Origin of the sequence: Flavobacterium piscis (assembly GCF_001686925.1) — a bacterium.
Lineage (GTDB): Bacteria > Bacteroidota > Bacteroidia > Flavobacteriales > Flavobacteriaceae > Flavobacterium > Flavobacterium piscis.
Window position 1 is genome coordinate 225,203 of record NZ_LVEN01000027.1, and the last position, 23,776, is coordinate 248,978.

Genomic DNA, 23,776 nt, shown 5'->3' on the forward strand with positions numbered 1-23,776 from the left:
AAAATTTAACAAAAAGAATCCGCACTAAAACTTCAGTAGCTTATGAAAAAAAAATTACTCTTCTTTTTATTTATTACCACAGCCGTATCAGCTCAAAATGGTTATCAGGAACATATTGTAATAGATAAATCTTTTGGTTCTCAAAATCCACAGGCGGTTGCCACGGCGGACATTAACGGAGATGGTTTTTTGGATATTGTTACCGTTGCAGGCGATGAAATTGTTTGGTATAAAAACCTAAACGGATCAGGTGATTTTAGCAAACCTATAACAATTTCAGACGCTTCGGGAGGAAGAATTGATGTTTTTGATGTCAATAAAGACGGATTTTTAGATGTAGTTTTTACGGGAAAATGGTCTGCCAAAGGCGATGGTGTTTACTGGATAAAAAATACAGACGGGCAGGGAACTTTTAGCAGTCCTGTTTTAATTTATGCGGCTAATAATATTAGCGATACGGGTTTAAGCGCTTATCAGATTATAGATATAGATAATGACAATGATCTCGATATACTTATTATGACCGCAAATAATTATTCAAGCAGTTGGTTAAATTGTTTAAAAAATGATGGTTCCGGTAATTTTAAGATTTCAACTCTTATTACAGATTTTTTGAGCTTTTCTGCAATAGATATCAATGGAGATAAATTGCCGGATCTGGTGATTAGATATACCAATCATTTAAAAACATTTATACAGCAAACTGACGGTTCGTTTACTTCATTGGCCACGATAACCCCTTTTTCGATGGAGAAGAAATTTCTGGGTGAGGATATTGATAATGACGGTGATCAGGATATTGTTTTTGTTTATGACAACGGAGGTTCAGTAGATATAAAATGGTACGAAAATAAAGATGGAAAAGGGACATTTAGTGGCGCTAAATTTTTAGTGAATGTACCAGAATTTTCTGGAATCTATAATGCGGAGTTTTATAGAATTTTATTAACAGATTTTGACGCAGATGGCAAAAAAGACATTCTGTTTTACTATACCAAAGCAAATAAAGTAAGTTGGTTTAAGAATAATGGCGCCGGTACTTTTGGGGCAGAACAAATTATAAAATCGATTTCATCGCGCCTTTATAGTTTTGCTGCAGGCGATATGAATAACGATGGCAGCAAAGATGTAGTCGCTATTTTAAACGATGATGTTGTTTTTTTTAAAAATACTGAGGGAAAAGGTGTTTTTGAGGAAATAAAGGTTTCGAAATATGCCTATGGAATTCATAAGATAGTTAGTGGAGATCTTGATGGTGATGGAGACATTGATATTGTATCAACATCTTATAATAAAAAAATTACGTGGTATAAAAACACAAATGGTTTAGGCGATTTTTCGGGAGAACAATTTATTATCTCAGATGAGATAAACATACCTGGTGATCTTTTTGTTATGGACATTGATAATGATGGTGATTTAGATGTAGTGGCGACAAGTTTAGTATACGGTTCTCCTGATGTTGTTTCCATTTTTTGGTCTGAAAATGATGGAGCAGGAAATTTTTCGAAGCAGCGACTTATTGCATCAGGTTCAGATGCAAAGTACATACTTTTTACAGATGTTAATAAAGATGGAAATATTGATGTAATTGCTACTTTAAGCAGAGACAAAGTATATTTAATTAAAAATTTAGGAAAAGGGGCTTTTGCAGAAAAAATAGCATTGCCATATAACAGCACATCTGATATTAATAATTGTTTTATAGAGGACTTTAATCAAGACGGAAATATTGATTATGCTGTAGTAGATTATGGAAAAATATTTTGGTATGAGAATGACGGATCCGGAAATTTCACCACAGAACATGTTAAGGATATTACTAAAGAAAAGGTATACATTCTTTATATGGCTGATTTAGATAATGATAAAGATCTTGATTTTGTATATCGTGATAGCAATAGAAATGTTGGCTGGTTCGAAAACTTAGACGGAAAAGGCAATTATGCAGTAGGTAAAATTTTATTTACAAGTGCAAAAGCAATTTCGACATTATCTTTATATGATGCTGATAGCGATGGAGATATTGATATTGTATACAATATGATAACCGAAACGGCTACAACATGGCATGAAAATTTAGGTGCCGGAAAAATGTCACCTGCTAAGGTTTTATCCAGTACGACTATGAATTTAACACCCGATACATTTGCTGATTTTAATGCAGATGGGCGTTTGGATAAATATGCAGCTGATATCAAGGAGGATAAAATAGCCTGGTATGAAAACCTGGGACCTTTTAAAAACACCATACGCGGAACAATTCGTTTAGATATTGATAATAATAGCTGCGACAGTAATGATCCAAAAGCTCCGTTATTATTGGTTTCTACATCAAACGGAACTAATACATTTTCGACATTTACAAAACAGGACGGAACTTATGATTTTATTGCAGATGTCAATACTTACACAACTTCTGTAGTGTCATCGCTAAAAGAATATCCTGCAACACCTGCTAAATATGTCTCGACATTTACGGCCAAAAATCAAAACGAAGTAGTAGACTTTTGTTTAGAACCAAGTTCATTATTTGAAGATTTAGAAATTAGAATGTATCCTTACGGAGAACCAAGACCGGGATTTACATCAAAATATAAAATTCATGTTACTAACAATGGTACAAAAGTCAAAAGCGGTTTGTTATCCTTGAAATTTGATGATTCGAAACTTGAATTTATTTCTTCAGGAGACCAGATAGATTCAAAAACAGCTAATACGATTCAGTTTGCTTATAAAGATTTGAAAGCATTTGAAACAAAAACGATTGATGTAACCTTTAAAGTTTTTACAATTCCTACTACAACTTTAGGAGATAAACTATCTTTTAATCTTGCGGTGCCTGTTCCTGCAGATACTAAACCTATTGACAACGAATATGTTTTAAAGCAAATCGTTGTAGGCTCATATGATCCAAATGATATTCGAGTATTAGAAGGAGAAGAGGTTTTGATAGACAACGCCGATGAATATCTGCATTATATTATTCGTTTTCAGAATAAAGGAAATTCGTATGCACAAAGAGTTAGAGTTTCAAATCTTTTAGATGATAAACTGGACTGGACTACTCTTAAAATTGAAAGTTATAGTCATAATAATACCGTAACCATAAAAGATGGTAAAGAAGCTGATTTTACTTTTGATGCCATATACTTGCCTAGTGCTATAACAAACGAAGAAGCATCAAATGGGTATATTGCTTATAAAATCAAACCAAAATCAAATGTTTCGCTGGGAGATATTTTTAACAATGACGCAGCTATTTTCTTTGATTATAATCCTGATATCAAAACCAATACAGTGAGTACCAAAATTGTAGACAAACAGTTGGGTACTGATGATTTTGTAATTGAAAGTATTATTGCGTATCCAAATCCAACAAAAGGATTGTTTACTGTCCAGTCAAGAGAAAATACAATACAAAAAATGGTAGTTCATAATACTTTAGGACAAGTTGTTTTAAATTCAAAACAAAGTAATAGTGTTGATTTGTCGTCTTTAGTAAACGGAATTTATTTTATAACCATAACAGATAATAACAACAAAAGCACAACAATAAAAGTGGTTAAAAATTAAAAACTGCTTTCTTTTAAATTGTAAAAATCCCATTCTGCAGCTGTAGAATGGGATTTTTTTTACTACAAATATCCCACATAGATTTAATTATGAAAATAAAACCAAGAATTATATAACAGAGAATTCCTGCTTTTTGAAGAATTTTGGGAATAAGATATTTCTAAATCATTAACCTTAAATTTTTTCAGTCATGCCAGATGCAAGAATTCAAAACGAAAAACAGTACCAAGCTCTTTTAGAAATAGGCTATAGCAAAGAAAAAGCAGCCCGAATTGCTAATACGCCTGATGCAGGTGAAAAAGGTGGAAGGGCAAAACCTTATGATGAATGGACTAAAGCCGAATTGTACCAACAGGCCATGAAAGTGGGAATTCCGGGACGTTCTTATATGAGCAAGAAAAATCTGGTTCAGGCATTACGAAATAACTAAAAAATACAGCAATAATTAAAGTATAAAATAAAAAGCCACAAGAGGATTGATAAACAGAATATATCGGAAAATAAACTCTTTTACATCCTGATCCCGATCGCAATCGGGAGTGGCTAATAAATAACCAAACGACCATGAATGCAGCTGCAAAAACTGAAAAACTAATGAATCAATTGATCAAAACACCACATTTGGTGATTGAGAAATTAGATTTAGTTTATATCAATAATCAAAAGTTGCCAATTGTACGATGCGAAGGAGAAGATGGTTTTATTTACAAAAAAAATGGTCGTTGCATTAAGCGAAAAAGCGAATTGAAACGCTTTAGCAGTTTGGTGCTTCCGCCGGCCTGGGTAAATGTTCAGATTTCGGATCTTCCAAACGGACATTTGCAAGCGGTAGGTTTGGATATTAAAAACCGAAAACAATACAGATACCATCCCAAATGGAATTTGATTCGTAATCAAACCAAGTTTTATAAAATAGCCGAGTTTGGAACCAAACTGCCTTTGATTCGAAAACAAGTCGATGAAGATCTGGAAAAAAAAGAATGGTCGAAAGAAAAAGTGGTAGCATTAGTAATTCGTTTAATGGAAGAAACCCATATTAGAATTGGAAATGAAAAATATGCCAAAGACAATAAATCATACGGACTTTCAACTTTAAGAAAACGCCACATCAACATCAATAAAAATTCACTCCGATTTGAATTTACAGGAAAAAAAGGAGTACAGCATACCATTACAACCCGAAATAAAAAATTGATAAAATTGGTTAGTCGTTGTGAAGAAATCCCGGGTTGGGAAGTTTTTAAATATTATGATAAAAACGGCGAACGAAAAGTATTAGACAGCCATATGGTCAACGAATATCTGCATGAAATTTCAGGAGAATATTTTAGTGCAAAAGATTTTAGAACCTGGGCAGCGTCGATCGTGTTTTTTGAAACCTTAATGGAAATTGGTACAACAACAGACGAAAAAGAAATCAAGAAAAATATTTTATCCGCCTTTGACACCACTGCTCAGGCTTTGGGAAATACCAGAAATGTATGCAAGAATTATTACGTTCATCCTTTATTGGTTTCAACCTACGAAGATGGTTCGATAGAGCAGTATTTCGACAGAGCAAAAAAATGCCGAAGCAACAGAGAACATTTTTCGCACAGCGAAATCGCCTTTTCAGAATTAATTCAAAATTATCAGATCAACTTGTTGTAAATCAGGTTTGATTGTGCTAACAAAATATTGTTTAGAGTTAATACATCTCTTTAAAAAGTATGAAATTTGAGTAACAAACAAAATCATTATTAACTAAAATCACAAGCTTATGTTACGTTATACAGTCATTTTTGTTATTCTTGCGATCATCGCCGGAATATTTGGTTTTGGTGGAATTGCCGCCGGAGCCGCAAGTATCGCTAAAGTTTTATTCTTCATATTCTTAGTTTTATTCATTATATCTCTAATTAGCGGAAGAAAAAGTATTTAGTCAGCAAAATTAAATAACAAGTAAAAAACGACACATATATCTCGGTAAATGTGTCGTTTGCATTTTCAAAAAAAATAAAAAAAGAATTATGGGAACTAAAAGCGGTGCTTATCAGGATGTATACATCAAAAGAGATGATGAGATGGTAAGCTTAAAAAACGATGTGACAGATTTCTGTGAAAAATATATAAAACCTGTTCATCCTGAAAATTGGGATTGGTCGACACGCGATTTCGATAATCCGGAAAATGATCCTACTGTGGCCGAAGCAAGAGCGATAGGAAACGTTGTTTTTAACGATTTAAACGATCAAAAAGAAACAGCTGTCGATTTGTCTACGATGAACAATGTTGAGTCGATTAAAGCATATTTAAATCCAACAAGCAAATACGAAGCTTTTAATATGGAAGAATTTGCTTTTGCATTGAAAGTGGAACTCGAACACGGGAAAATTAAAGATGTTAATGTAACGAATAATCATCCGTTTTTAACGGCTATGATCGCATTGGCACATATGACCGAAAGTTTGACGTATTACAAAAGATTGAAAGTAATGGAAGCTGAAGGTGAAATTTACGAAATCATGCGTAAAATGGAAAAAGTACAAACCGGTAAAGACAAATTATTAGATGAACTGATAAAAGCCGAAGAAGAACTAAAAGAGGCAAGGGCAGGACTGGCAGAACGTTTGGAAAAAATGGATGATATTCCCGTTTTGGAGATTATTGGAGATTAAGGTTTAAAAAGAAGAAAGAACAAAGAAGAAAGAACAAAGAAGAAAGAACAAAGAATATAGAGTATAGCACAAAGAATATAGGGCAAAGAATATACTGTAAAATAAAGGTTCAAAGAAATAAAACGACAAAGTTTTTAAACTTTGAATCTTTATTTCTTTGAACCTTTGTCACTTTATTAAAATCGTTCGAGTCTTTACTCTTTCTTCTATATTCTCTCCTCCTAAAATTTCCTCGGATCATTATCAGGATATTCTACATCTTCTTCTTCCTGAACATCATCTTCGATATATTCAGTTTCCTCTTCCTCTTCTTCGTCATCGATATCTTCCAGGACATCTTCTGTTTCATTAAAATCTTCTTCCTCTCTTTCCAGAGAAGCGTCAGACGGATTGTCCAATTCGTCATCTACATCGTCCACATTATTACCGTTTTGATCCAGTTCTTCTTCGTACAAATCATCGGTATTAGAGTTGAGGTCATTTTCGCTATGAAAATCATCCGTTAGATCATCTTCATCATCTGTAAGTTCGTCCGGGTTAGGAGTATCGGGATTATGGCCGTTTCTAACGGTGTAACCGCGTTCGGCTATTTCGCTATTATCCGTATCGCTTTCTTTCATGTCGTCGATATCGTATAATTCTTCGTTCATAAGATTACTTTTGTCCGTATTTTGATTCTGATTTTCAGGAATTCGGTTTCCTTGTATCATGCTGTTTTTTTGATCTGTAGTATTCATGACGTTTCGTTTTTAATATTACTATATACAAATCTAATAACGAAAGCAGGCAATTCTATTATAGAATTATAACGGGTAATTGTATAATTAACAGATGGTTAAGTTTGTGTTGATTATTACAAAAAAAAGACCATTACCCTGTAATAGTCTTTTTTAGCATTTTTGTTTAATGATTTCAAAATCATTAATTATCGTTTCTTTCTAAGTCGTCATCATCAAAATGATCTTCATCTTCGATATGCTCTGTTTCGTCAAGATCATCAGCGTCAATAATTTCGAATTCCTCATCCGGATTATTACTGATATAATCATCTTCATCAACAACTTGTTCTTCGTTAGGAACATTTTCGTTTCTAATGATATTGTCTTTTTTAAGAAGTTTATCAATAGCATTATCGATTAAAATTGCGGTATCAATGTCTAAATGTCCTCTTTGATATTTTTGTTGAAAATAAAGTTCAGCTTCCTGATATGTTTGGTCTATATGTGTTTCCATTATACTGTTTTTTTTTAAAATTGTGATACTACAAATCTATCTCTCAATCTTAAAAAATAACTTACAGAATTCTAAAATCTAGTTGCATAATATGCAGGTGTTTAGAATACAACTTTAGTAAATAATCATATAACTTGTCTGATTATCAAGGTGGTAATTTTATCTCATATTAATTAACAAAAATTATCGCCATGAAAAGTACAGATAGTAAAAACGAGACCGCTTCTAAACCAGAAGCCAAAAAAGGAGTAACAAAAGCAAAATCAGATGCAGCGTCCGGATTGACGGAATTGTTCGAAGATGGATTAAAAGACATTTACTGGGCAGAAAAAGCTTTGACTAAGGCAATACCCTTAATGACTAAAAACGCAACGTCAGCAGACTTAATTGAGGCTCTAAACAGCCACTTGACCGAAACAGAAGAACATGTAACACGATTAGAACAGGTTTTTCAATTAATTGGGCAAAAGGCTTCGGCTAAAAAATGCGATGCAATGGCAGGCTTAATCGAAGAGGGAAAAGGAATTATTGAAGAAACCGAAGTTGGAGTTGTACGTGATGCCGGTATTATCGCAGCAGCGCAAAAAATTGAGCATTACGAAATTGCTACTTACGGTACTTTAAGACAATTTGCAGAAACACTTGGTCTGACTGAAGCGGCCGGTATATTGGAGCTAACATTAGACGAAGAAAAAGGAGCCGATAAAAAATTAACCGAGGTTGCGGTAAATGCCATAAACATTGAAGCTGCCGAAGCAGATTAATTTTGAACAGAACAATCTAAAAAGTGCAGCTTTACGTTGCACTTTTTTTAGTTTATAATTTTAAAATAGAAATTATGCCAGAAGGTCCGTCAATAATGATTTTAAAGGAAGAAGTACAGCAATTTTCAGGAAAAAAAATAATAGAAGTTTCTGGAAGTAGTGCTATTGATATGGAGCGTCTTCAGGGTAAAACCATTCAGGACTTTAAAACCTGGGGAAAGCATTTTTTAATTTGTTTTGATGATTTTACTGTAAAAATTCATTTACTCATGTTTGGAACTTATCGAATAAACGAACGAAAAGAAGCCAAACCAAGATTGAGTATGATTTTTTCTAAAGGCGAACTCAACTTTTATACCTGCTCTGTCAAAATTCTCGAAGGCGATATTAATGAACATTACGATTGGAGCGAGGATGTAATGAATGAAAATTGGAATCCAAAAAAAGCAAAACAAACCCTGGATAAAAATCCGGACGTAATGATTTGCGATGCTATTCTTGATCAGAACATTTTTTCGGGAGTAGGAAATATTATCAAGAACGAAGTTTTGTACCGATGTAAAACTCATCCCGAATCTTTGGTGGGTAAAATTCCGCAAAAAGATTTAAAAAATATCATCAACGAATGTTCGGTTTATAGTTTTGAATTTTTGAAATGGAAGAAAAAAAATGAATTAAAAAAACACTGGCTCGCTTACACAAAAAAAGTTTGCGTTCGTTGTGATCTTCCAATTCATAAAGAGCAAACAGGGAAGAGGAGTAGGAGAAGTTTTTTTTGTACCAACTGTCAAAAACTACACAAATGAAAAATCAGGTTTTAATGGGCTGTTCAAGCTTTAATAATAGGTTTTGGAAGGGAATTTTTTACCCTGACAACTTGTCACGGTCAAAGTGGTTCGAGTTTTATTACCAGCATTTTAACACGTATGAGTTCAACGGAAGCTTTTATAAGTTTCCAACGGTCAGAATATTTCAAAATTGGTATAATAAAACACCCGAAAATTTTATTTTTTCTGTAAAAGCACCAAAAGAAATCACCCATTTTAAAAAATTTATTGATTGTGAAGACCGAATTAAAGAGTTCTATACTATCTGCGAAACGGGTTTAAAAGAGAAATTGGGCTGTATTTTATTTCAATTTCCGCCCAGTTATAATTTTAGTACTGAAAAACTCGCTCAAATCATGCAAAATTTAGATGTAAAGTTCAAAAATGTAGTCGAATTTCGTCACGAAAGCTGGTGGAATGAAGAGGTATGGAATGCTTTCCGTGAGCAGAATATTACGTTCTGCAGTGTTAGCCATCCGCAATTACCCGACACTATTTTTACAGATTTTCCGCTTATTTTCATAAGACTTCACGGAAAACCCAAGATGTTTTACTCGAGCTATTCAACTAAAGAATTACTTGATATAAAAGACGCAATACTTTTAAAATCAGCGTTTGTGTATTTTAATAACACTGCAAGTGAAGCAGGGATTTTAAATGCTTTAGAGCTAAAACATATGTTGGAATGAGGTTTTTGGTTTTAACCGCAAAGAGCGCAATCCCGATAGCTATCGGGATACGCAAAGTTCGCAAAGTTTTTTAGCCACAGATTAAAAGATTAAAAGGATTTTTAAAATCTGTATAATCTTTTAATCTGTGGCTAACTTTTTTAAATTCTTAGCGAACTTTGCGGCTCCAAAAAAAAGCCCGCCAAGAAATAAATCTTAGCGGGCTTTGCGTTTATCCTGGCGCTCTTTGCGGTTAAATTATCCTTATAAAAACTACAATTTTAAATTACCTTCAATACCGTCGTCCATTGTTTTTCCTGTTACAAAAGCTGTTGCCATTTTAGCAATTGCAACCATTTTTCCATTTTTATTATTCCAGTAATATCCATCTTCCGGAACAACTTTTATAACGCTTAAGTTAGGATCGTCTTCTCCTTCGGGCATCCAGACTTTCACGATAGGATCCCATAATTCCTTAATTGTTTCTCTATCGTAGGATATACTTGCGGTACCGTGTAAGGTCAGGAATTTATCATGTGGTTCAGCGAAGAATAACTCTACCTGAGGGTTAAGGCTAATCTCAGCGTTATGACTGCTGTTTCTGTCTGATAAAAACCAAAGCTGGCCTAAATCATCAATTTTTTGTACAGACATTGGTCTTGATTGTAGTCTGTATTCGTTATAAGTACAAAACATACACGTTTTAATGTTTTCTGCAAGATCTTTTATTTTATCTACAGCAAATTCGTTCGTAAGGTCTTTATGATCTCCCATGATTTTATTTTTTATGATTTATTAAATGATTTTTCGATTAATGTTCTCATTTACTGAGTACTATAATAAGTGTTTTAATATAAACTTGATAATAGTAAAGTTGATAATTTTATGACTTTTGAGCTTACACAATTAGATTTAAAAATTATGAGATTTCAATTACTAATTTCTTTATTGATAATTTAAAAGGCAGTGATTAATCTAGAAATTTGGTTATCTTTGAACACGAAAAAAATCCAAATTTAGAAATACCATATGACTGATTTTACTATATTTTATACTGATGATGATGAAGACGATTTGAGCATTTTTACAGATGCAGTAGAATCATTATCAAAAAAAATACAGCTTCAGACCTATTCTGGAGGCGAAAAGTTATTGAATGCTATTTACAATCCGCCGCCAACACCACATGTTGTTTTTTTAGATTTGAATATGCCGGGTAAAAATGGATTTGATGTTTTGACTGAATTGAGAAATTCAAAAGTAAAAAATGATATTCCGGTAATTATTTTCTCGACTTCAAACGAGCCAAGTATCATTGAAAGATGCCGTACACTAGGGGCTAGCTACTTCATTACAAAACCTGTTTTGATGAAAGACATCATTAGATCTATTGAGCATGCATTAGAAATCGATTGGAAAAAATTCAATCCAACCGCTCAAAACTTTGTTTATAAAACGTAATTAAAATATTATAATTCAGGAATGTAGATATCAAAAGTGGCACCTTTGCCTTTTTCGCCACTTGCCGTAATAAATCCTTTATGGTTTTCTACAATCTTTTTCACAATTGCAAGGCCAATCCCTGTTCCAGCAAATTCAGTTTCTGTATTCAGACGTTTAAAGACCTCAAAAATACGCTCCCTGTACTCCGCATCAAAACCAATTCCGTTGTCCGAAATTTTCATGTGATAGTACATTCTTTCAGGATAATTTATGTCTTGTTTAATGCTTTTTCCGATGATTTTTTCGGCACGAATTTCAATAACAGGATCAACATTCTTCTTAGAGAATTTTAAAGCATTCCCAATCAGATTATGCAGTAATTGTCTGAACTGAAACGGAATAATAGTTGCCTCCCCCAAAGGATGAAAATTAACAAAAGCATTCTTTTCTTCGATACGGTCTGAAAAGTCACTTAGTATTTCCTCTGCAATATCATCCAAATTGGTTTTTACAAAGACCCTTTCGGCAGAGTTTGTTCTTGAATATTCTAAAAGATCCTGAATTAAAGTCTGCATTCTTTTTGCCGAAACTTCAATTCTGCTTAAATATGTTTTGGCTTTCGCCGAAATATTCTGCTCGTCTAAATCAGACAATCGGCTTGCAAAAGTTTGAATTTTACGCAACGGTTCCTGTAAATCATGACTTGAAATATAAGCGAAAGACTGCAGCTCAATATTCATATTAATAAGATCCTTGTTTTTGAGTTCAAGTTGTGCTGTGCGCTCCTGAACTTCTTTTTCGAGTTTAGATGTAAAATCTTTTTGATCCTGAATATCAGTGCTTGTACCCACCCACATTTGAATTTTTCCCTGATCATCTTTTTGCGCAATTGCCCTGCTTAATTGCCACCTGTATTCGCCATCATGACGACGAAAACGATGCTGCAGTAAAAAATCATTTCCGGTTTTTATAGCTTCCATCCAGGTATTTACATTGGCTTCCCGATCCTCAGGATGTACAATTTGCAGCCAGCCTTTTTTCTCAATTTCATCAACAGGAATTCCGGAATAGGTATAAACAGATTCATTAAAATAATTAAGATTACCCAATGCATCACTGGTCCAGATATGCTGTGGCATAGAATCAGCAAGTAGTCTGAATTTTTCTTCGCTCTTAATCAAAGTTTGCTGGCTGTTTTTTTCGTCTGTAATATCCATTATTGTGCCCAGCATTTTTACAGGATTTTTACTCTCGTCAAAAAATATTTTACCATGTGCTTTTATCCAGCTCACAGAATTATCGGGTTTAATAACGCGGGCTTCATATTTATAAATACTGGTTTTAAGAGCCACTTTATAAGCTTCCTCTAAAATAATTGTATCATCAGGATGAATCTGACTTCGAATTTCCGGGCGTGTTATTTTTACCGTTTTATCATGCCCAAAAATAGCAGCAAGGTTTTCTGAGTAAATTAAATCCTGCGTTACAAGATTTACATCCCAAGTTGCAATTTCGGCAATTTCTGCAGCTAATCTGGCACGTTCTTCGGCATTTTCAACCTTTTTACGGGCTTCAACTTTTGAGGTTACATCATTTACTGTCACCATTACGCCGGAAGCTTCACCTTCTTTTTCGAGTAAGGGAGTGTATTGATAATCAAGATAAAACTTTTTGAGTTTACCTTTAATATTTACATACGCAATCGCTTCATTTTCACGAACAATTTTTTTGTTCAGTATAACCTGATCCAGTAATTCGGGATATTTTTGTTCTAATAATTCGGGGAATACCTCGGTTATAGGTTTTCCAATAGTTTCTTTTTTCTTTTTTTGCCAGATGGTTTTCATCATGGCATTATTGGCCATTTCGATGATATGGTCTTTTCCTCTAAAAATTGCCATGGCAATAGGAGAATCCATAACTAAATTTCGAAAAGCCTTTTCACTCTGTGTTAAGAGATAGCGGGCTTGCACAGCCTTGGTAACTTCGTGCGCCACAATAATAACGCCCACTATATTGTTTTCTTCTTTTAAAGGATGAAAAACAAGATTAAAATAACCAACTTCCTGCTTGCCATAACGATTTAAAGTCACCTCTAATTCATCTGAATAGTAAGGAATTCCGTCTTCGTAAACTTTTGAAAGCAACGGAAGAACAGTATCTTTAGCTTCAGGAAGTGTCGCAAAAACAGGTTTGTCAAGAATATCTTCTTCTGTTTTATCGATAATTTGAAGATACGTAGCATTGGCCATTTCGACCACCAAATCTGCACTTTTAAGAATTGCAATTCCAAGCGGAAGTTGTTTTACGGTATCTCTAAATCTTTTTTCACTTTCTTCTACAGCCGTTCTGGCAATTACCTGTATCGTAACATCATTTGCGATGGCAACAATTCCTGAAATAGAACCGTCTGATTCTTTTAAGGCTTCATAAACCACATTGATAAAGGTGTTTACAATCTTGCCTTTTCGGGTTAGCTTAACCGGAAGTTCGTAAGCGGTAAATCGTTCTCCTGTAGTATAAACGTTAAGTAAAACATCTTCTAATCCCTGACCTTTAACTTCGGGTAATGCTTCAAAAATGGGCTGATTAATAACGTCTTCAATCTTTCGTTCCCAGATTTCGAGCATTAGCTCATTGGCAATTTCTACAACATAATCTTTTCCCCTAAAAATGCACATGGCGTTAGGAGTCTGTAAAATATTATTAAGGTAACGTTGGTTGTTGTTTTCCAGATTTTTACGAATATTAACCTTATTAGTAGTTTCATCGCAAATTACCAGAACCCCATTTACTTTTCCTTCATCATCGATTACCGGACTATAACTAAAGGTCCAGTACACGTCTTCCATTTTTCCGTTTCTGTATATGGGTAAAAGCTGGTCTTCGTGCCAGGTGGCTTCGCCTTCAGTAAGCACCTGATCGATTAGCGGTTTTATAAAATCCCAGATTTCCGACCAGTATTCAGCACCTTTTTGTCCTAATATGGCAGGATGTTTTCCGTCGTTACCAAGGCTTGGGCGATACGCATCATTGTAAAAGCAAATATGATCCGGTCCCCAAAATAAGAACATAGGGAATTTTGAGTTTAAAAGTATTCCTAAAGTTGTACGCAAACTTTGCGGCCATGATTCAACAGGGCCAATAGAAGATTTGCTCCAGTCTTTAGCACGTGTCAGCGCGCCCATTTCGCCTCCTTTGGCAAGAAAATCGTGATTTTTAGTAATCATTAAAGTCATTTTTGTTTCTGGTTAAAACAAGAAAGTATTTGGTAATAAATATAATATTTCTATAATAGATAATATAGAATTGTTAAAATTAGTAAATTAATTATTGATTTCTTTTTTGATTTTTTGAATGAGGTAATTTTTAAATCTATTGAGTTAATTTTATTTGTAATCATTCATGAAATTTGAATTACAAATAGATTTGAAAAAAATCTTAAATACAATAAAGTCATGAAAAAAGAGCAAAAACACGAAACCGATTATATCAAAAAATATCAGGAGCAGGGATATACTTCTAATTTTTTATTTGAAGGAGGAACTTTATTAGACTCTGAAACGAAATATGCTTATCAGCCAAATGAAATTTTTATTGTAGCACATCACCGTTATGAAGGAATGAGTGATCCTGATGATATGTCTATTTTGTATATAATTGAAACAAAAGATCAGATAAAAGGAACACATTTAATAGGTTATGGCCCAACGGCTGATCTCGAAGAAGCTGAATTTTTTAAAGATATCCCAAAGGCAAACTATGCTAAAAACGGTGATATCAATGAACTTACATAAGAAAAGAAAATAGATTAGTATTTTTTTATTTTGCTGGGGAGCAGTTGTTCCGGATTTATCCGGGGCAGCTGCTTTTGTTTTTATAAGGTTCTGAGGTTTTTGCCACGAAGGCGCTAAGGCGCGAAGAATTTAATTGCTAAATGTTGTAATTAATCTCGCAAAGCCGCAGCGAGTAGCAAAGAAAAAAAGGAAAAGAGGAAAAATCAAAAAGCTTTGCGACTCTGCGGCTTTGCCGAGATTATGACAATTAAAAAACTTTGTGCCTTTGTGTCTTCGTGGCAAAAAAAGCAAAAGTGTTTTCATGAAAAAAAAAGCACTTGTAAGAATTATGAAATATCTGACTGAAATTGTATAAAGCTTTGATTAACAATATTTATGAAATTTGAATTATCAAAATAAGATAAAACCAAATTTAATGTTTGTGCTTAAATATGTACGAACCAGTTTATTAAAATCAAACCATTATGAAAAAACTATACTTAAATACAGGAGGATTCAATTCTATTTTTAATGACCTTAAAGATAGTTTTAATGCCGAATTGATTACCGATACTAATAACGAATACAAATTGACCATCATATCAAAGTGGGCAAAAGGAACTATTAGCGGTATTTGTTTTGAAAACAAAATGTCTCACATGCATTTTGATCTTGTATTTAATGAGGATGTATCTCTAAGCGTAGAAGCTTTTAAATCTGCACCGGTGCTTTTTGCTTATTGTGAAAACGGAAATTTATCACATAGTTTTGGTGCAAATGGTGAGAAAAAAAATATTAAAAAGAATCAAACCGGAGTTTTGAGCAATACATCAGTTATAAATAGTGTTTTGTATTTTGAAAGTCATAAAAGAATTCAGTTTTCTTTGATCGGAATGCCAACAGTGGCGGGAGAAGACTGTCAGAATTTAGAAATGATTGCGCAATTAAAGAAAAGATTCATGTCTGAATCTGGAAATTTTATTTATACAGGATCAGAGAGTTTAAAAGTAATTCAGAAATGGCAAGAGCTAAAAGCGCTTCCGCAACAGGGAGTTGTTAGAAACCTGCTTAAAAAACTGATTCTGAAAGAGATTATCGAAATGGAGATAGCCCAACATAGTTACAATTACATGAGTACGTTTGATCCTATTGTTAATTTAGCAGCAAGACAAATTAGCGGAATTAAAAGAATCTCACAAATGAATATTGTTGAAGCAATTAATGCTGCAGGATTAGCAAGTCGAAACTATTTACCGCGTATTTTTAAAGAAAAATATCATTTATCGTATAAGCCATACAATCAAAAATTAGCTAGCTAATAAGCATTATATATACTACTTCTTTACGAAAAAAAACAGCTTTCTACGAGCTGTTTTTTTTATGTTTGAACTGCGAGTAAATGGCACACGGATGACACTGATTCGCTTCGCGAAAACACGAATTTTCGCGGATTTTCTATTTGAGTCTTCCTTAAATTTGTGTTGAAAAAAACTTTCCAATTTTGTGGTAAATGGCACACGGATGACACGGATTCGCTTCGCGAAAACGCGGATTGTCGCGGATTTTATATTTTGAGTGTTTTTTAAATTGTGTTGTGCTGAAAAAAACTTTGCAATTTAATGTCTTTGTGGTAAATGGCGCACGGATGACACTGATTCGCTTTGCCAAAACACGGATTGTCGCAGATTTTTCTATTTGAGTCTTTGTAATTTGTAAATAAAAAAAACTTTGTGCCTTAGTGTCTTCGTGGCAAAAAAAAACTCAGAACCTTAGCATCTTAGACTCTTAGAACCTTCCTTTAACTCTCCTTTTCGTAATAAATAATAAAATAAACCATTATCAAGTTCAGGCAGAAAGAGACACTGTTGGTAATTATAATAGGCAAATCGTTTTTTAAAATGCCATAAATAATCCAAACTAAAATTCCGAAAGTCAGGATGCTAAAGGTTTTAAGTGAGATTTGTTTCACTTTTTTAGTTTTCCAGACTTTTATAATCTGCGGAATCACTGATATCGTAACGCAGGTTCCGGCGAAGAGGCCAAGAATATCTATTAAATTCATTTTTTTTTGTTTTTAAGGTGCTATGGTTTTGCCACGAAGGCACCAAGTCGCAAAGTTTTTTAATTTCAAATCTAAAAATAACTTTATATAAATTAGTGAATAGAACTTTGGTACTTTGCTCCCGATCGCTATCGGGATTGTGCGATCTAAAAGTAAAATAAATTCAAAAAAAACTTTGCGCCTTAGTGCCTTAGTGGCAAATTAATCTATCCTCCAATCATTTCGCCGCCATTAATATGTATAAATTGCCCAGTAATATAACTGCTGTCTTCGCAAGCCAGAAATACATACGCAGGAGCAACCTCTGATGGCTGTCCGGCTCTTTCCATGGGATTGTCTTTTCCAAAATCAGATAATTTATCAAAACTCGCCACAATCAAAGGAGTCCATATTGGGCCTGGAGCTACTCCGTTTACCCGTATTTTTTTCTTGGCAAGCATTGTCGATAATGATCTGGTGAAACTCACGATGGCGCCTTTTGTACTGGCATAATCTGCAAGATGTTCGCTGCCGCGATACGCCGTGACAGAACTAGTATTTATTATCGTATCGCCTTCTTCTAAAAACGCAAGCGCGGCTTTTGTAATATAGAAATAAGGATAAATATTGGTTTCGAATGTTTTATGAAGCTGGGTTGCGGTGATATCTTCCAATTCGGTTTGAGGAAATTGTACCGCGGCATTATTTACTACAATATTTAATTTCTTAAAGTGCGTATGGCATTTTTTTACGGCACTTTTGCAAAATTTTTCATCTTTGAGATCTCCGCTAATAATAAGGCATTCGCGGCCTTCTTTTTCAATTAGTGCTTTTGTATCCTTGGCATCCTTATCTTCTTTAAGGTAAACAATGGCAATATTGGCGCCTTCTCTGGCAAAATGTACGGCAACACTTCGTCCAATACCACTGTCGCCGCCGGTTATAAAAGCTACTTTTCCTAATAGTTTTCCGCTTCCAACATAGTTTTCTCTTATTACTTCAGGTTCCGGATGCATTAGATGTTCGTTGCCCGGAAGGTTTTGTTTTTGTTCGGGAAATGTTTTCGTCTTTTTCATAACTTGTAATTTTAAAGCAATTAATCTGACTCTAAAATAGTTAATGATAATTCAATGCATTAACTGAAAGAAATTTAAGATTATCGCAATAAAAAAGCCTTATATAATTTGAATATAGAACATGGGAATTATGTAACGAATTAAATTCTCGATAAAAGATCAGTTTCCTTTTTTTTTATAAATTTGAAGGTTTGACTAACGTTATCTAAAAGTAGGATCAGCTATTTTTAATGGCATTTTTCAAAGTTATTTCAAACCAAAAATAAATTTTAATTCATAAAACTTTACTCCCCCAACCAGTATGGTATTAATCGTTGACGATATAAAGGCAAATATTATTGCCTTGAAGAAAACATTAGAGCTACATGATATTGATGTAGATACTGCAGAGTCTGGTGAAGAAGCCCTAAAGAAAATTTTAAAGACAGACTATTGCCTGATTATAATGGATGTTCAGATGCCGGGACTTGACGGTTTCGAAGTGGTAAAAATTCTTTCGGGTAACAAACGAACCAAAGACATTCCGGTCATTTTTCTATCAGCACTTAATATCGAAAAAAAATATATTTTTAAAGGATATGAAACTGGTGCAGTTGAATACATTACCAAACCTGTTGACAGTGATTTACTGATTTTAAAAGTAAAAACATTTTTAAAACTGTATGAGCAGCAAAGGGAATTAAAGGGCATAAAAGAATTACTTTCTAAAGAAATAATAATAAGAAAAGAGGCTCAGGATAATCTCGAAATTAAGATCGCCGAAAGAACCAAGGAACTGGTTTTGAAAAACGAAGAATTAGAGATGAAAAATCACGAACTCCAGCAATTTTCCTGGGTCGTTTCGCACGATTTAAATGAACCCATCCGAAAAATCCAGATCTTTATCAAAATCATCAAGGAACTTTATCTGGCCGATGATGCAAAAGCAGTTGATTACGTCAATCGTACCATAAAATCGGCTGAAAGAATGCAGACGCTGATTACTGATTTACTGGCTTATTCAAGATTATCATCGCAGGTAAAACCCGAAGTAACAGATTTGAATGTGGTGCTGCAGGAAGTTTTATCTGATTTTGATTATTTGATCGAAAGAAAAAATGCCATCATAAAATCGAATGAACTTCCTACGATAGATAGTATTCCGAGTCAGTTGCGTCAAGTTTTTCAGAATTTGATCGGGAATGCTTTAAAATTCTCAGGAAATGCTCAACATCCATTAATCGAAATAACTTCGGAAATCATTTCGGATAAATCATTTGACAGTCCAACTTCCCCGGAAGGGAAATTTTGCAGAATTACAGTAAAAGATAACGGAATTGGTTTTGATGAAATTTATCTCGACAGGATCTTTATTATTTTCCAGAGTTTAAATGACCGCCAGTCGTATGAAGGAACCGGAATTGGATTGGCAATTGCTAAAAAAATCATCGAAAAACATAACGGATTAATTACAGCAAAAAGTCAGATAGGTCAGGGGGCAAGCTTTATTATTATCCTTCCTTTAAAATACGAATAAATAAAAAATCCGTAGCGTAAAAAAAGATGCGGAAGTAAAATATAAATTAAAAAAACAAAAAGCACTGCGAAGTATCATATCATTTTAAATTGAAAATATGAAGAGTAATTTTAGAAGAAATTTATTAATAAGTTCATTAGTTTCCTTAATAGTATTAATGGTCAGTTCCACGGCCTCATTTCTTAGTATAAAAAGCTTGTTAGACAGTAATTCGTGGGTAAATCATACTCAGGAAGTTATTTACAACCTAAACGAAGGTTCTGCTGTAGTGACTGAGGCGCAAACCAGTATGCGCGGCTATTTGATTGCGGGCGACGAACAATTTGTAGACCGATATAATGATGCAGAGGCAAAATCTAAAGTTTTTTTCGAAAAAGTAACAGAACTTACAGTTGATAATCCGGCGCAGCAAATGCAGTTAAAGGAATTAAAAGTGCTTCGAGAAAACTTTTTCAAATACTTAAACAATCAAATTGTAAAAAAACGCCTCGGAAAAAACGCCGCAACATTTGATCTTACCGAAGGTCGAAATATGATGAATGATTTGCGAGTGCAAATAAAATCGGTTGAAAATACTGAGCAAGGCCTTTTAAAAGTACGCAACGAAAATTCAGAACGTTACGGTACATACAGTATTGTCCTGATTATTGTAGCGTTTATTATCGCTTTTGTTATTTCGATTGTCTTTTTGATGCGAATTTTGAAAGATTTCAACGAACGCGCTTTACTTCAGAACGAATTAGAGAAAAAAGACCGCGAAACTGCGCAAAGAATTGAAGTGATAAGTTCTATTGCAAGTAATATTTCGAACGGAAATTATGATATCAGAGTAGATGATAATAAGAGTGATGCTTTAGGAAGTGTGGGAGAATCTCTAAACAGTATGGGAATTTCCTTAAAAAGTTCTTTTGATTTATTGTCTCAAAAAGAATGGCTTCAAACCGGTATCGCAAATCTTAATAATGTAATGCTGGGCGATAAAACGCTGCAAAAATTATCAAAAGATGTTATCGAATTCGTGTGTCAGTACACCAATAGCAGTGCAGGGGTTTTATATGTTTTAGAAGATAATGAACTTTTTATTGCAGGAGGATATAGCTATATAGCGGGCAAAAATCGCGAACGCATTCAAAAAGGCGAAGGCTTAATTGGTCAGGCTATTGTTTCAGGAAAGATTCTGGAATTGAAAGAGTTATCTCCGGATAATATTCAGATTAATTATGCTTTGGGGCAAATAAAACCAACACATATCGTAGCAGTGCCGTTACTGGATACCAGAATCGAGGGAGCAATAGAATTGGCGAGTGTTTACGGATTTTCGGATTTGCATTTAGAATTTTTAAAGAGCGTTTCAAACAACATAGGTATTGCTATTAAATCGACTCAGAACAGAAAACGAGTGATGGAATTGCTTGAAGAAACCAAATCTCAGTCTGAAGAACTTCAGGTGCAGCATAGTGAATTAGAAGCTATTAATGCCGAATTAGAAGCGCAAACAGAAAAACTTCAGGCTTCTGAAGAAGAGTTACGAGTGCAACAGGAAGAGTTAGAGCAAACTAATGAGGAATTGTCTGAAAGAAGCGTTTTACTGGAAGAAAAAAACAATGAAATTCAGAAAAAATCTGAGGCTTTAGAACTTACAACCCGTTATAAGTCAGAGTTTTTGGCCAATATGTCGCACGAGTTAAGAACACCTTTAAACTCTATTTTGCTTTTAAGCCGTTTGTTATCTGAAAATAACAATAAAAGCATGGTGGACGAAGAAATTGAATTTGCAAAAGTAATTCAGAGTTCAGGAAATAGTTTGTTAGGTTTAATTGATGAAATTCTGGATTTATCTAAAATCGAAGCCGGAAAAATGGAACTTGAATTCCTGGATGTTTCGACTAAGGAAATTACAGATACGTTATGGAATTTATTTAATCTGGTAGCGAAAGAAAAAGGTATTGAATTTGAAATTCTTACGAAAGATGCGCCAATTGTCATTAAAACAGACAAAATGCGTTTAGAGCAAATTCTTAAAAATTTAATTTCAAACGCGATTAAATTTACCGAAAAAGGAAAAGTAACTTTAGAAATTAAAATTAATACTGACGACGATAAAATTATTTGTTTCATCGTAAAAGATACCGGAATTGGAATCCCGTTAGACAAACAGCCTTTAATTTTTGAAGCGTTTCAACAAGCCGATGGTTCTACCAAACGTAAATACGGCGGAACCGGTTTAGGATTATCCATCAGTCGTGAATTGGCAAAACTGCTTCGCGGAGAAATTATCTTGCATAGTAAGGAGAATGAAGGAAGTTCGTTTACCTTATGTTTACCGGTTTTTGGATCTGCAGTTCATAAAATTAATGTAGACAGAATTCCGCCAACAGAATTTACAGAAATAGAACCGGAAGAAAAAACGCCGACGAAGAAAAAATACATCAGCGAAATTATTCCTGCCGAGATTGAGGATGACAGAGATTCAATTGTGCCTGGAGATAAAGTAATCCTGATTGTTGAAGATGATATTAATTTTGCAAAGTCGCTTTTAACATTTACCAGAAAAAAAGGATATAAAGGCGTTGTTTCCGTACGTGGCGATTATGCTTTAAACTTTGCATTGCTGTATAATCCGGTTGGTGTTTTATTAGATATAGAATTACCAATAAAAAGTGGTTGGGAAGTTTTAGAAGAATTAAAAAATCATTCGGCAACCAAACACATGCCGGTTCATATTATGTCATCGCATAAACTAAAACAGGAAAGTTTACTAAAAGGTGCTGTAGATTTCTTAGACAAACCGGTCGCTTTCGAGAAAATTCCGGACGTGTTTTTACGAATCGAGCATATCATAAACAAAGAAGCCCAAAAAGTTTTGATTATAGAAGATAATCCAAAACATGCAAAAGCTTTGGCATATTTCTTAGAAACGTACAATATTAATTCAGAAATAAAAAGCGAGGTTTCTCAGGGATTAGAAGCTTTAAACAAAACCGAAGTAGATTGTGTGATTCTTGATATGGGAATTCCGGACAAACATGCGTACCAAATTCTAGATGGCGTAAAGAAATCTCCGGGATTAGAAAATCTTCCGGTAATTGTGTTTACAGGAAAAAGTTTGTCGATGAAAGAAGAAGTGAAAATTAAAAAATACGCCGATTCGATTATTGTAAAAACCGCACATTCTTACCAAAGAATGTTAGACGAAGTTTCGCTCTTTTTGCATTTAGTAGAAGATAAAAAAGATCCGAAAGAACAAAAAGAAAGCCATAAAAAGCTAAATTTACTAAATAATATCCTGCACGATAAAAAAGTATTAATTGTGGATGATGATGTGCGTAATATTTATTCATTAACAAAAGCATTAGAAGTTTTTAAAATGAATGTAATTACAGCTTTTGATGGTAAAGAAGCCATTAAAATTCTGGAAGAACACACAGATACTGATATTGTTTTACTGGATATGATGATGCCTAATATGGACGGTTATGAAACAGCCGAAAAAATACGAAGCATTCCTACATTCCTGAATTTACCTTTAATTGCCGTTACAGCCAAAGCAATGACAGGCGACAGAGAAAAATGTATCAAAGCCGGAGCATCAGATTATATTACAAAGCCGGTTGATATTGATCAGTTGCTTTCGTTGTTGAGAGTATGGTTATATGATAAGATATAATAAAAAAGTTAGCCACGAATTGCACGAATTATCACAAATAAGGATTTAATTAATTAGTGAAAATTCGTGCAATTCGTGAAAAAAAAACAAACAAATAATTCGTTACAAAAAAAACAAACAAATAATTCGTTACAAAAAAAACAAACCAAATAAAAGTGGACGAAATGAATAAAAAAAGACTCTTAATTATTGATGATGACTCTAGAAATATTTTTGCTTTAGAGCACACTTTACGTGCAAAATCATTCGATTGTTTGTCTTGTTTAAGTGCTGAAGAAGCTTTGAAATTATTGAGTACTGATGAACACATCGATGCTGTCCTGATCGATATGATGATGCCCGAAATGGATGGTTATGATGCTATTCCGTTAATAAAAGCATTGCCTGACAGGAGATCAACTTATGTTGTTGCGGTAACAGCCCAGGCGATGACAGGAGATAAGGAAAAATGTTTAGAGGCTGGCGCAGATGCTTATATTTCTAAACCTGTTGATGTAGATAAATTACTGCTTATTTTAAGCAAAATGTAAGA

The 23,776-nt window shown here is 33.9% G+C and carries 20 protein-coding genes; 14 read left to right on the plus strand and 6 right to left on the minus strand.

What is annotated here, in order from left to right:
- Nucleotides 1-42 precede the first annotated feature (42 nt).
- The 5 genes from FLP_RS11600 (at nucleotide 43) to FLP_RS11615 (ending at nucleotide 6,233) form a co-directional block, all read left to right on the plus strand.
- Nucleotides 43-3,576 (plus strand): T9SS type A sorting domain-containing protein, encoded by a 3,534-nt coding sequence (locus FLP_RS11600; RefSeq protein ID WP_065449673.1) that lies wholly within the window; start codon nucleotides 43-45, stop codon nucleotides 3,574-3,576.
- A 190-nt stretch (nucleotides 3,577-3,766) separates the two neighbouring features.
- Nucleotides 3,767-4,006 carry a DUF7218 family protein gene (locus FLP_RS11605; RefSeq protein ID WP_065449674.1) on the plus strand — a complete coding sequence of 80 codons (240 nt, stop codon included), beginning with the start codon at nucleotides 3,767-3,769 and terminating at the stop codon, nucleotides 4,004-4,006.
- A gap of 134 nt (nucleotides 4,007-4,140) precedes the next feature.
- Nucleotides 4,141-5,226 (plus strand): DNA topoisomerase IB, encoded by a 1,086-nt coding sequence (locus tag FLP_RS11610; RefSeq protein ID WP_065449675.1) that lies wholly within the window; start codon nucleotides 4,141-4,143, stop codon nucleotides 5,224-5,226.
- A 109-nt stretch (nucleotides 5,227-5,335) separates the two neighbouring features.
- A complete protein-coding gene (locus FLP_RS25130; protein ID WP_078007499.1) occupies nucleotides 5,336-5,497 on the plus strand; it encodes a DUF1328 family protein in 162 nt (53 codons plus the stop codon).
- An 88-nt stretch (nucleotides 5,498-5,585) separates the two neighbouring features.
- Nucleotides 5,586-6,233, plus strand: coding sequence for a DUF5661 family protein (locus FLP_RS11615; RefSeq protein WP_065449676.1), 648 nt, complete (start codon nucleotides 5,586-5,588; stop codon nucleotides 6,231-6,233).
- 221 nt (nucleotides 6,234-6,454) lie between these two features.
- Here FLP_RS11615 and FLP_RS25470 read toward each other — a convergent pair whose 3' ends face one another.
- Together FLP_RS25470 and FLP_RS11625 are read right to left on the minus strand one after the other, a co-directional pair.
- Nucleotides 6,455-6,970: a hypothetical protein gene (locus tag FLP_RS25470; RefSeq protein WP_065449677.1), complete on the minus strand. Its 516-nt coding sequence runs from the start codon at nucleotides 6,968-6,970 to the stop codon at nucleotides 6,455-6,457.
- A 184-nt stretch (nucleotides 6,971-7,154) separates the two neighbouring features.
- A complete protein-coding gene (locus FLP_RS11625; protein WP_065449678.1) occupies nucleotides 7,155-7,466 on the minus strand; it encodes a hypothetical protein in 312 nt (103 codons plus the stop codon).
- A gap of 191 nt (nucleotides 7,467-7,657) precedes the next feature.
- On the opposite strand from FLP_RS11625, the gene FLP_RS11630 reads away from it, so the two are divergent.
- From FLP_RS11630 to FLP_RS11640, 3 genes are all read left to right on the plus strand, one after another.
- Nucleotides 7,658-8,230 (plus strand): YciE/YciF ferroxidase family protein, encoded by a 573-nt coding sequence (locus tag FLP_RS11630; RefSeq protein WP_065449679.1) that lies wholly within the window; start codon nucleotides 7,658-7,660, stop codon nucleotides 8,228-8,230.
- Nucleotides 8,231-8,304: 74 nt separating this feature from the next.
- Nucleotides 8,305-9,036, plus strand: coding sequence for a DNA-formamidopyrimidine glycosylase family protein (locus tag FLP_RS11635; protein ID WP_065450256.1), 732 nt, complete (start codon nucleotides 8,305-8,307; stop codon nucleotides 9,034-9,036).
- Nucleotides 9,033-9,746, plus strand: coding sequence for a DUF72 domain-containing protein (locus tag FLP_RS11640; RefSeq protein ID WP_065449680.1), 714 nt, complete (start codon nucleotides 9,033-9,035; stop codon nucleotides 9,744-9,746). The genes FLP_RS11635 and FLP_RS11640 overlap by 4 nt, the downstream gene beginning before the upstream one ends.
- A 252-nt stretch (nucleotides 9,747-9,998) precedes the next feature.
- Here FLP_RS11640 and FLP_RS11645 read toward each other — a convergent pair whose 3' ends face one another.
- The gene (locus tag FLP_RS11645; protein ID WP_065449681.1) at nucleotides 9,999-10,499 is read right to left on the minus strand and encodes a pyridoxamine 5'-phosphate oxidase family protein; all 501 of its coding nucleotides are present in this window, start codon (nucleotides 10,497-10,499) and stop codon (nucleotides 9,999-10,001) included.
- Between the two features lie 255 nt (nucleotides 10,500-10,754).
- On the opposite strand from FLP_RS11645, the gene FLP_RS11650 reads away from it, so the two are divergent.
- Nucleotides 10,755-11,186: a response regulator gene (locus FLP_RS11650; protein WP_065449682.1), complete on the plus strand. Its 432-nt coding sequence runs from the start codon at nucleotides 10,755-10,757 to the stop codon at nucleotides 11,184-11,186.
- A gap of 8 nt (nucleotides 11,187-11,194) precedes the next feature.
- Here the strand turns inward: FLP_RS11650 and FLP_RS11655 are convergent, their stop codons facing one another.
- The gene (locus tag FLP_RS11655) at nucleotides 11,195-14,398 is read right to left on the minus strand and encodes a PAS domain S-box protein (RefSeq protein WP_065450257.1); all 3,204 of its coding nucleotides are present in this window, start codon (nucleotides 14,396-14,398) and stop codon (nucleotides 11,195-11,197) included.
- Nucleotides 14,399-14,626: 228 nt separating this feature from the next.
- Here FLP_RS11655 and FLP_RS11660 point away from each other — a divergent pair, with 228 nt between their 5' ends.
- Entirely contained in the window at nucleotides 14,627-14,965 is a 339-nt protein-coding gene (locus FLP_RS11660; protein WP_065449683.1) for a hypothetical protein, read from the plus strand.
- 464 nt (nucleotides 14,966-15,429) lie between these two features.
- Nucleotides 15,430-16,263, plus strand: coding sequence for a hypothetical protein (locus FLP_RS11665; RefSeq protein WP_065449684.1), 834 nt, complete (start codon nucleotides 15,430-15,432; stop codon nucleotides 16,261-16,263).
- Nucleotides 16,264-16,742: 479 nt separating this feature from the next.
- On the opposite strand, the gene FLP_RS11670 is transcribed toward FLP_RS11665, so the two are convergent.
- Together FLP_RS11670 and FLP_RS11675 are read right to left on the minus strand one after the other, a co-directional pair.
- Nucleotides 16,743-17,006: a SemiSWEET family sugar transporter gene (locus FLP_RS11670; protein ID WP_065449685.1), complete on the minus strand. Its 264-nt coding sequence runs from the start codon at nucleotides 17,004-17,006 to the stop codon at nucleotides 16,743-16,745.
- Nucleotides 17,007-17,212: 206 nt separating this feature from the next.
- A complete protein-coding gene (locus FLP_RS11675) occupies nucleotides 17,213-18,061 on the minus strand; it encodes an SDR family oxidoreductase (RefSeq protein WP_065449686.1) in 849 nt (282 codons plus the stop codon).
- 301 nt (nucleotides 18,062-18,362) lie between these two features.
- Here FLP_RS11675 and FLP_RS11680 point away from each other — a divergent pair, with 301 nt between their 5' ends.
- From FLP_RS11680 to FLP_RS11690, 3 genes are all read left to right on the plus strand, one after another.
- Nucleotides 18,363-19,577 (plus strand): hybrid sensor histidine kinase/response regulator, encoded by a 1,215-nt coding sequence (locus tag FLP_RS11680; protein WP_065449687.1) that lies wholly within the window; start codon nucleotides 18,363-18,365, stop codon nucleotides 19,575-19,577.
- A 97-nt stretch (nucleotides 19,578-19,674) separates the two neighbouring features.
- Nucleotides 19,675-23,244, plus strand: coding sequence for a response regulator (locus FLP_RS11685; RefSeq protein ID WP_065449688.1), 3,570 nt, complete (start codon nucleotides 19,675-19,677; stop codon nucleotides 23,242-23,244).
- 164 nt (nucleotides 23,245-23,408) lie between these two features.
- The gene (locus FLP_RS11690) at nucleotides 23,409-23,774 is read left to right on the plus strand and encodes a response regulator (protein WP_065449689.1); all 366 of its coding nucleotides are present in this window, start codon (nucleotides 23,409-23,411) and stop codon (nucleotides 23,772-23,774) included.
- Nucleotides 23,775-23,776 lie beyond the last annotated feature (2 nt).

What these genes read in the sequence shown, in the direction of transcription:
- FLP_RS11675 (WP_065449686.1), bottom strand. Translation starts at nt 18,061, where the DNA reads ATGAAAAAGACGAAAACATTTCCCGAACAAAAACAAAACCTTCCGGGC.
- FLP_RS25470 (WP_065449677.1), bottom strand. Translation starts at nt 6,970, where the DNA reads ATGAATACTACAGATCAAAAAAACAGCATGATACAAGGAAACCGAATT.
- FLP_RS11690 (WP_065449689.1), top strand. Translation starts at nt 23,409, where the DNA reads ATGAATAAAAAAAGACTCTTAATTATTGATGATGACTCTAGAAATATT.
- FLP_RS11605 (WP_065449674.1), top strand. Translation starts at nt 3,767, where the DNA reads ATGCCAGATGCAAGAATTCAAAACGAAAAACAGTACCAAGCTCTTTTA.
- FLP_RS11660 (WP_065449683.1), top strand. Translation starts at nt 14,627, where the DNA reads ATGAAAAAAGAGCAAAAACACGAAACCGATTATATCAAAAAATATCAG.
- FLP_RS11670 (WP_065449685.1), bottom strand. Translation starts at nt 17,006, where the DNA reads ATGAATTTAATAGATATTCTTGGCCTCTTCGCCGGAACCTGCGTTACG.
- FLP_RS11635 (WP_065450256.1), top strand. Translation starts at nt 8,305, where the DNA reads ATGCCAGAAGGTCCGTCAATAATGATTTTAAAGGAAGAAGTACAGCAA.
- FLP_RS11610 (WP_065449675.1), top strand. Translation starts at nt 4,141, where the DNA reads ATGAATGCAGCTGCAAAAACTGAAAAACTAATGAATCAATTGATCAAA.
- FLP_RS11630 (WP_065449679.1), top strand. Translation starts at nt 7,658, where the DNA reads ATGAAAAGTACAGATAGTAAAAACGAGACCGCTTCTAAACCAGAAGCC.
- FLP_RS11615 (WP_065449676.1), top strand. Translation starts at nt 5,586, where the DNA reads ATGGGAACTAAAAGCGGTGCTTATCAGGATGTATACATCAAAAGAGAT.
- FLP_RS25130 (WP_078007499.1), top strand. Translation starts at nt 5,336, where the DNA reads ATGTTACGTTATACAGTCATTTTTGTTATTCTTGCGATCATCGCCGGA.
- FLP_RS11665 (WP_065449684.1), top strand. Translation starts at nt 15,430, where the DNA reads ATGAAAAAACTATACTTAAATACAGGAGGATTCAATTCTATTTTTAAT.
- FLP_RS11685 (WP_065449688.1), top strand. Translation starts at nt 19,675, where the DNA reads ATGAAGAGTAATTTTAGAAGAAATTTATTAATAAGTTCATTAGTTTCC.
- FLP_RS11645 (WP_065449681.1), bottom strand. Translation starts at nt 10,499, where the DNA reads ATGGGAGATCATAAAGACCTTACGAACGAATTTGCTGTAGATAAAATA.
- FLP_RS11650 (WP_065449682.1), top strand. Translation starts at nt 10,755, where the DNA reads ATGACTGATTTTACTATATTTTATACTGATGATGATGAAGACGATTTG.
- FLP_RS11640 (WP_065449680.1), top strand. Translation starts at nt 9,033, where the DNA reads ATGAAAAATCAGGTTTTAATGGGCTGTTCAAGCTTTAATAATAGGTTT.
- FLP_RS11625 (WP_065449678.1), bottom strand. Translation starts at nt 7,466, where the DNA reads ATGGAAACACATATAGACCAAACATATCAGGAAGCTGAACTTTATTTT.
- FLP_RS11655 (WP_065450257.1), bottom strand. Translation starts at nt 14,398, where the DNA reads ATGATTACTAAAAATCACGATTTTCTTGCCAAAGGAGGCGAAATGGGC.
- FLP_RS11680 (WP_065449687.1), top strand. Translation starts at nt 18,363, where the DNA reads ATGGTATTAATCGTTGACGATATAAAGGCAAATATTATTGCCTTGAAG.
- FLP_RS11600 (WP_065449673.1), top strand. Translation starts at nt 43, where the DNA reads ATGAAAAAAAAATTACTCTTCTTTTTATTTATTACCACAGCCGTATCA.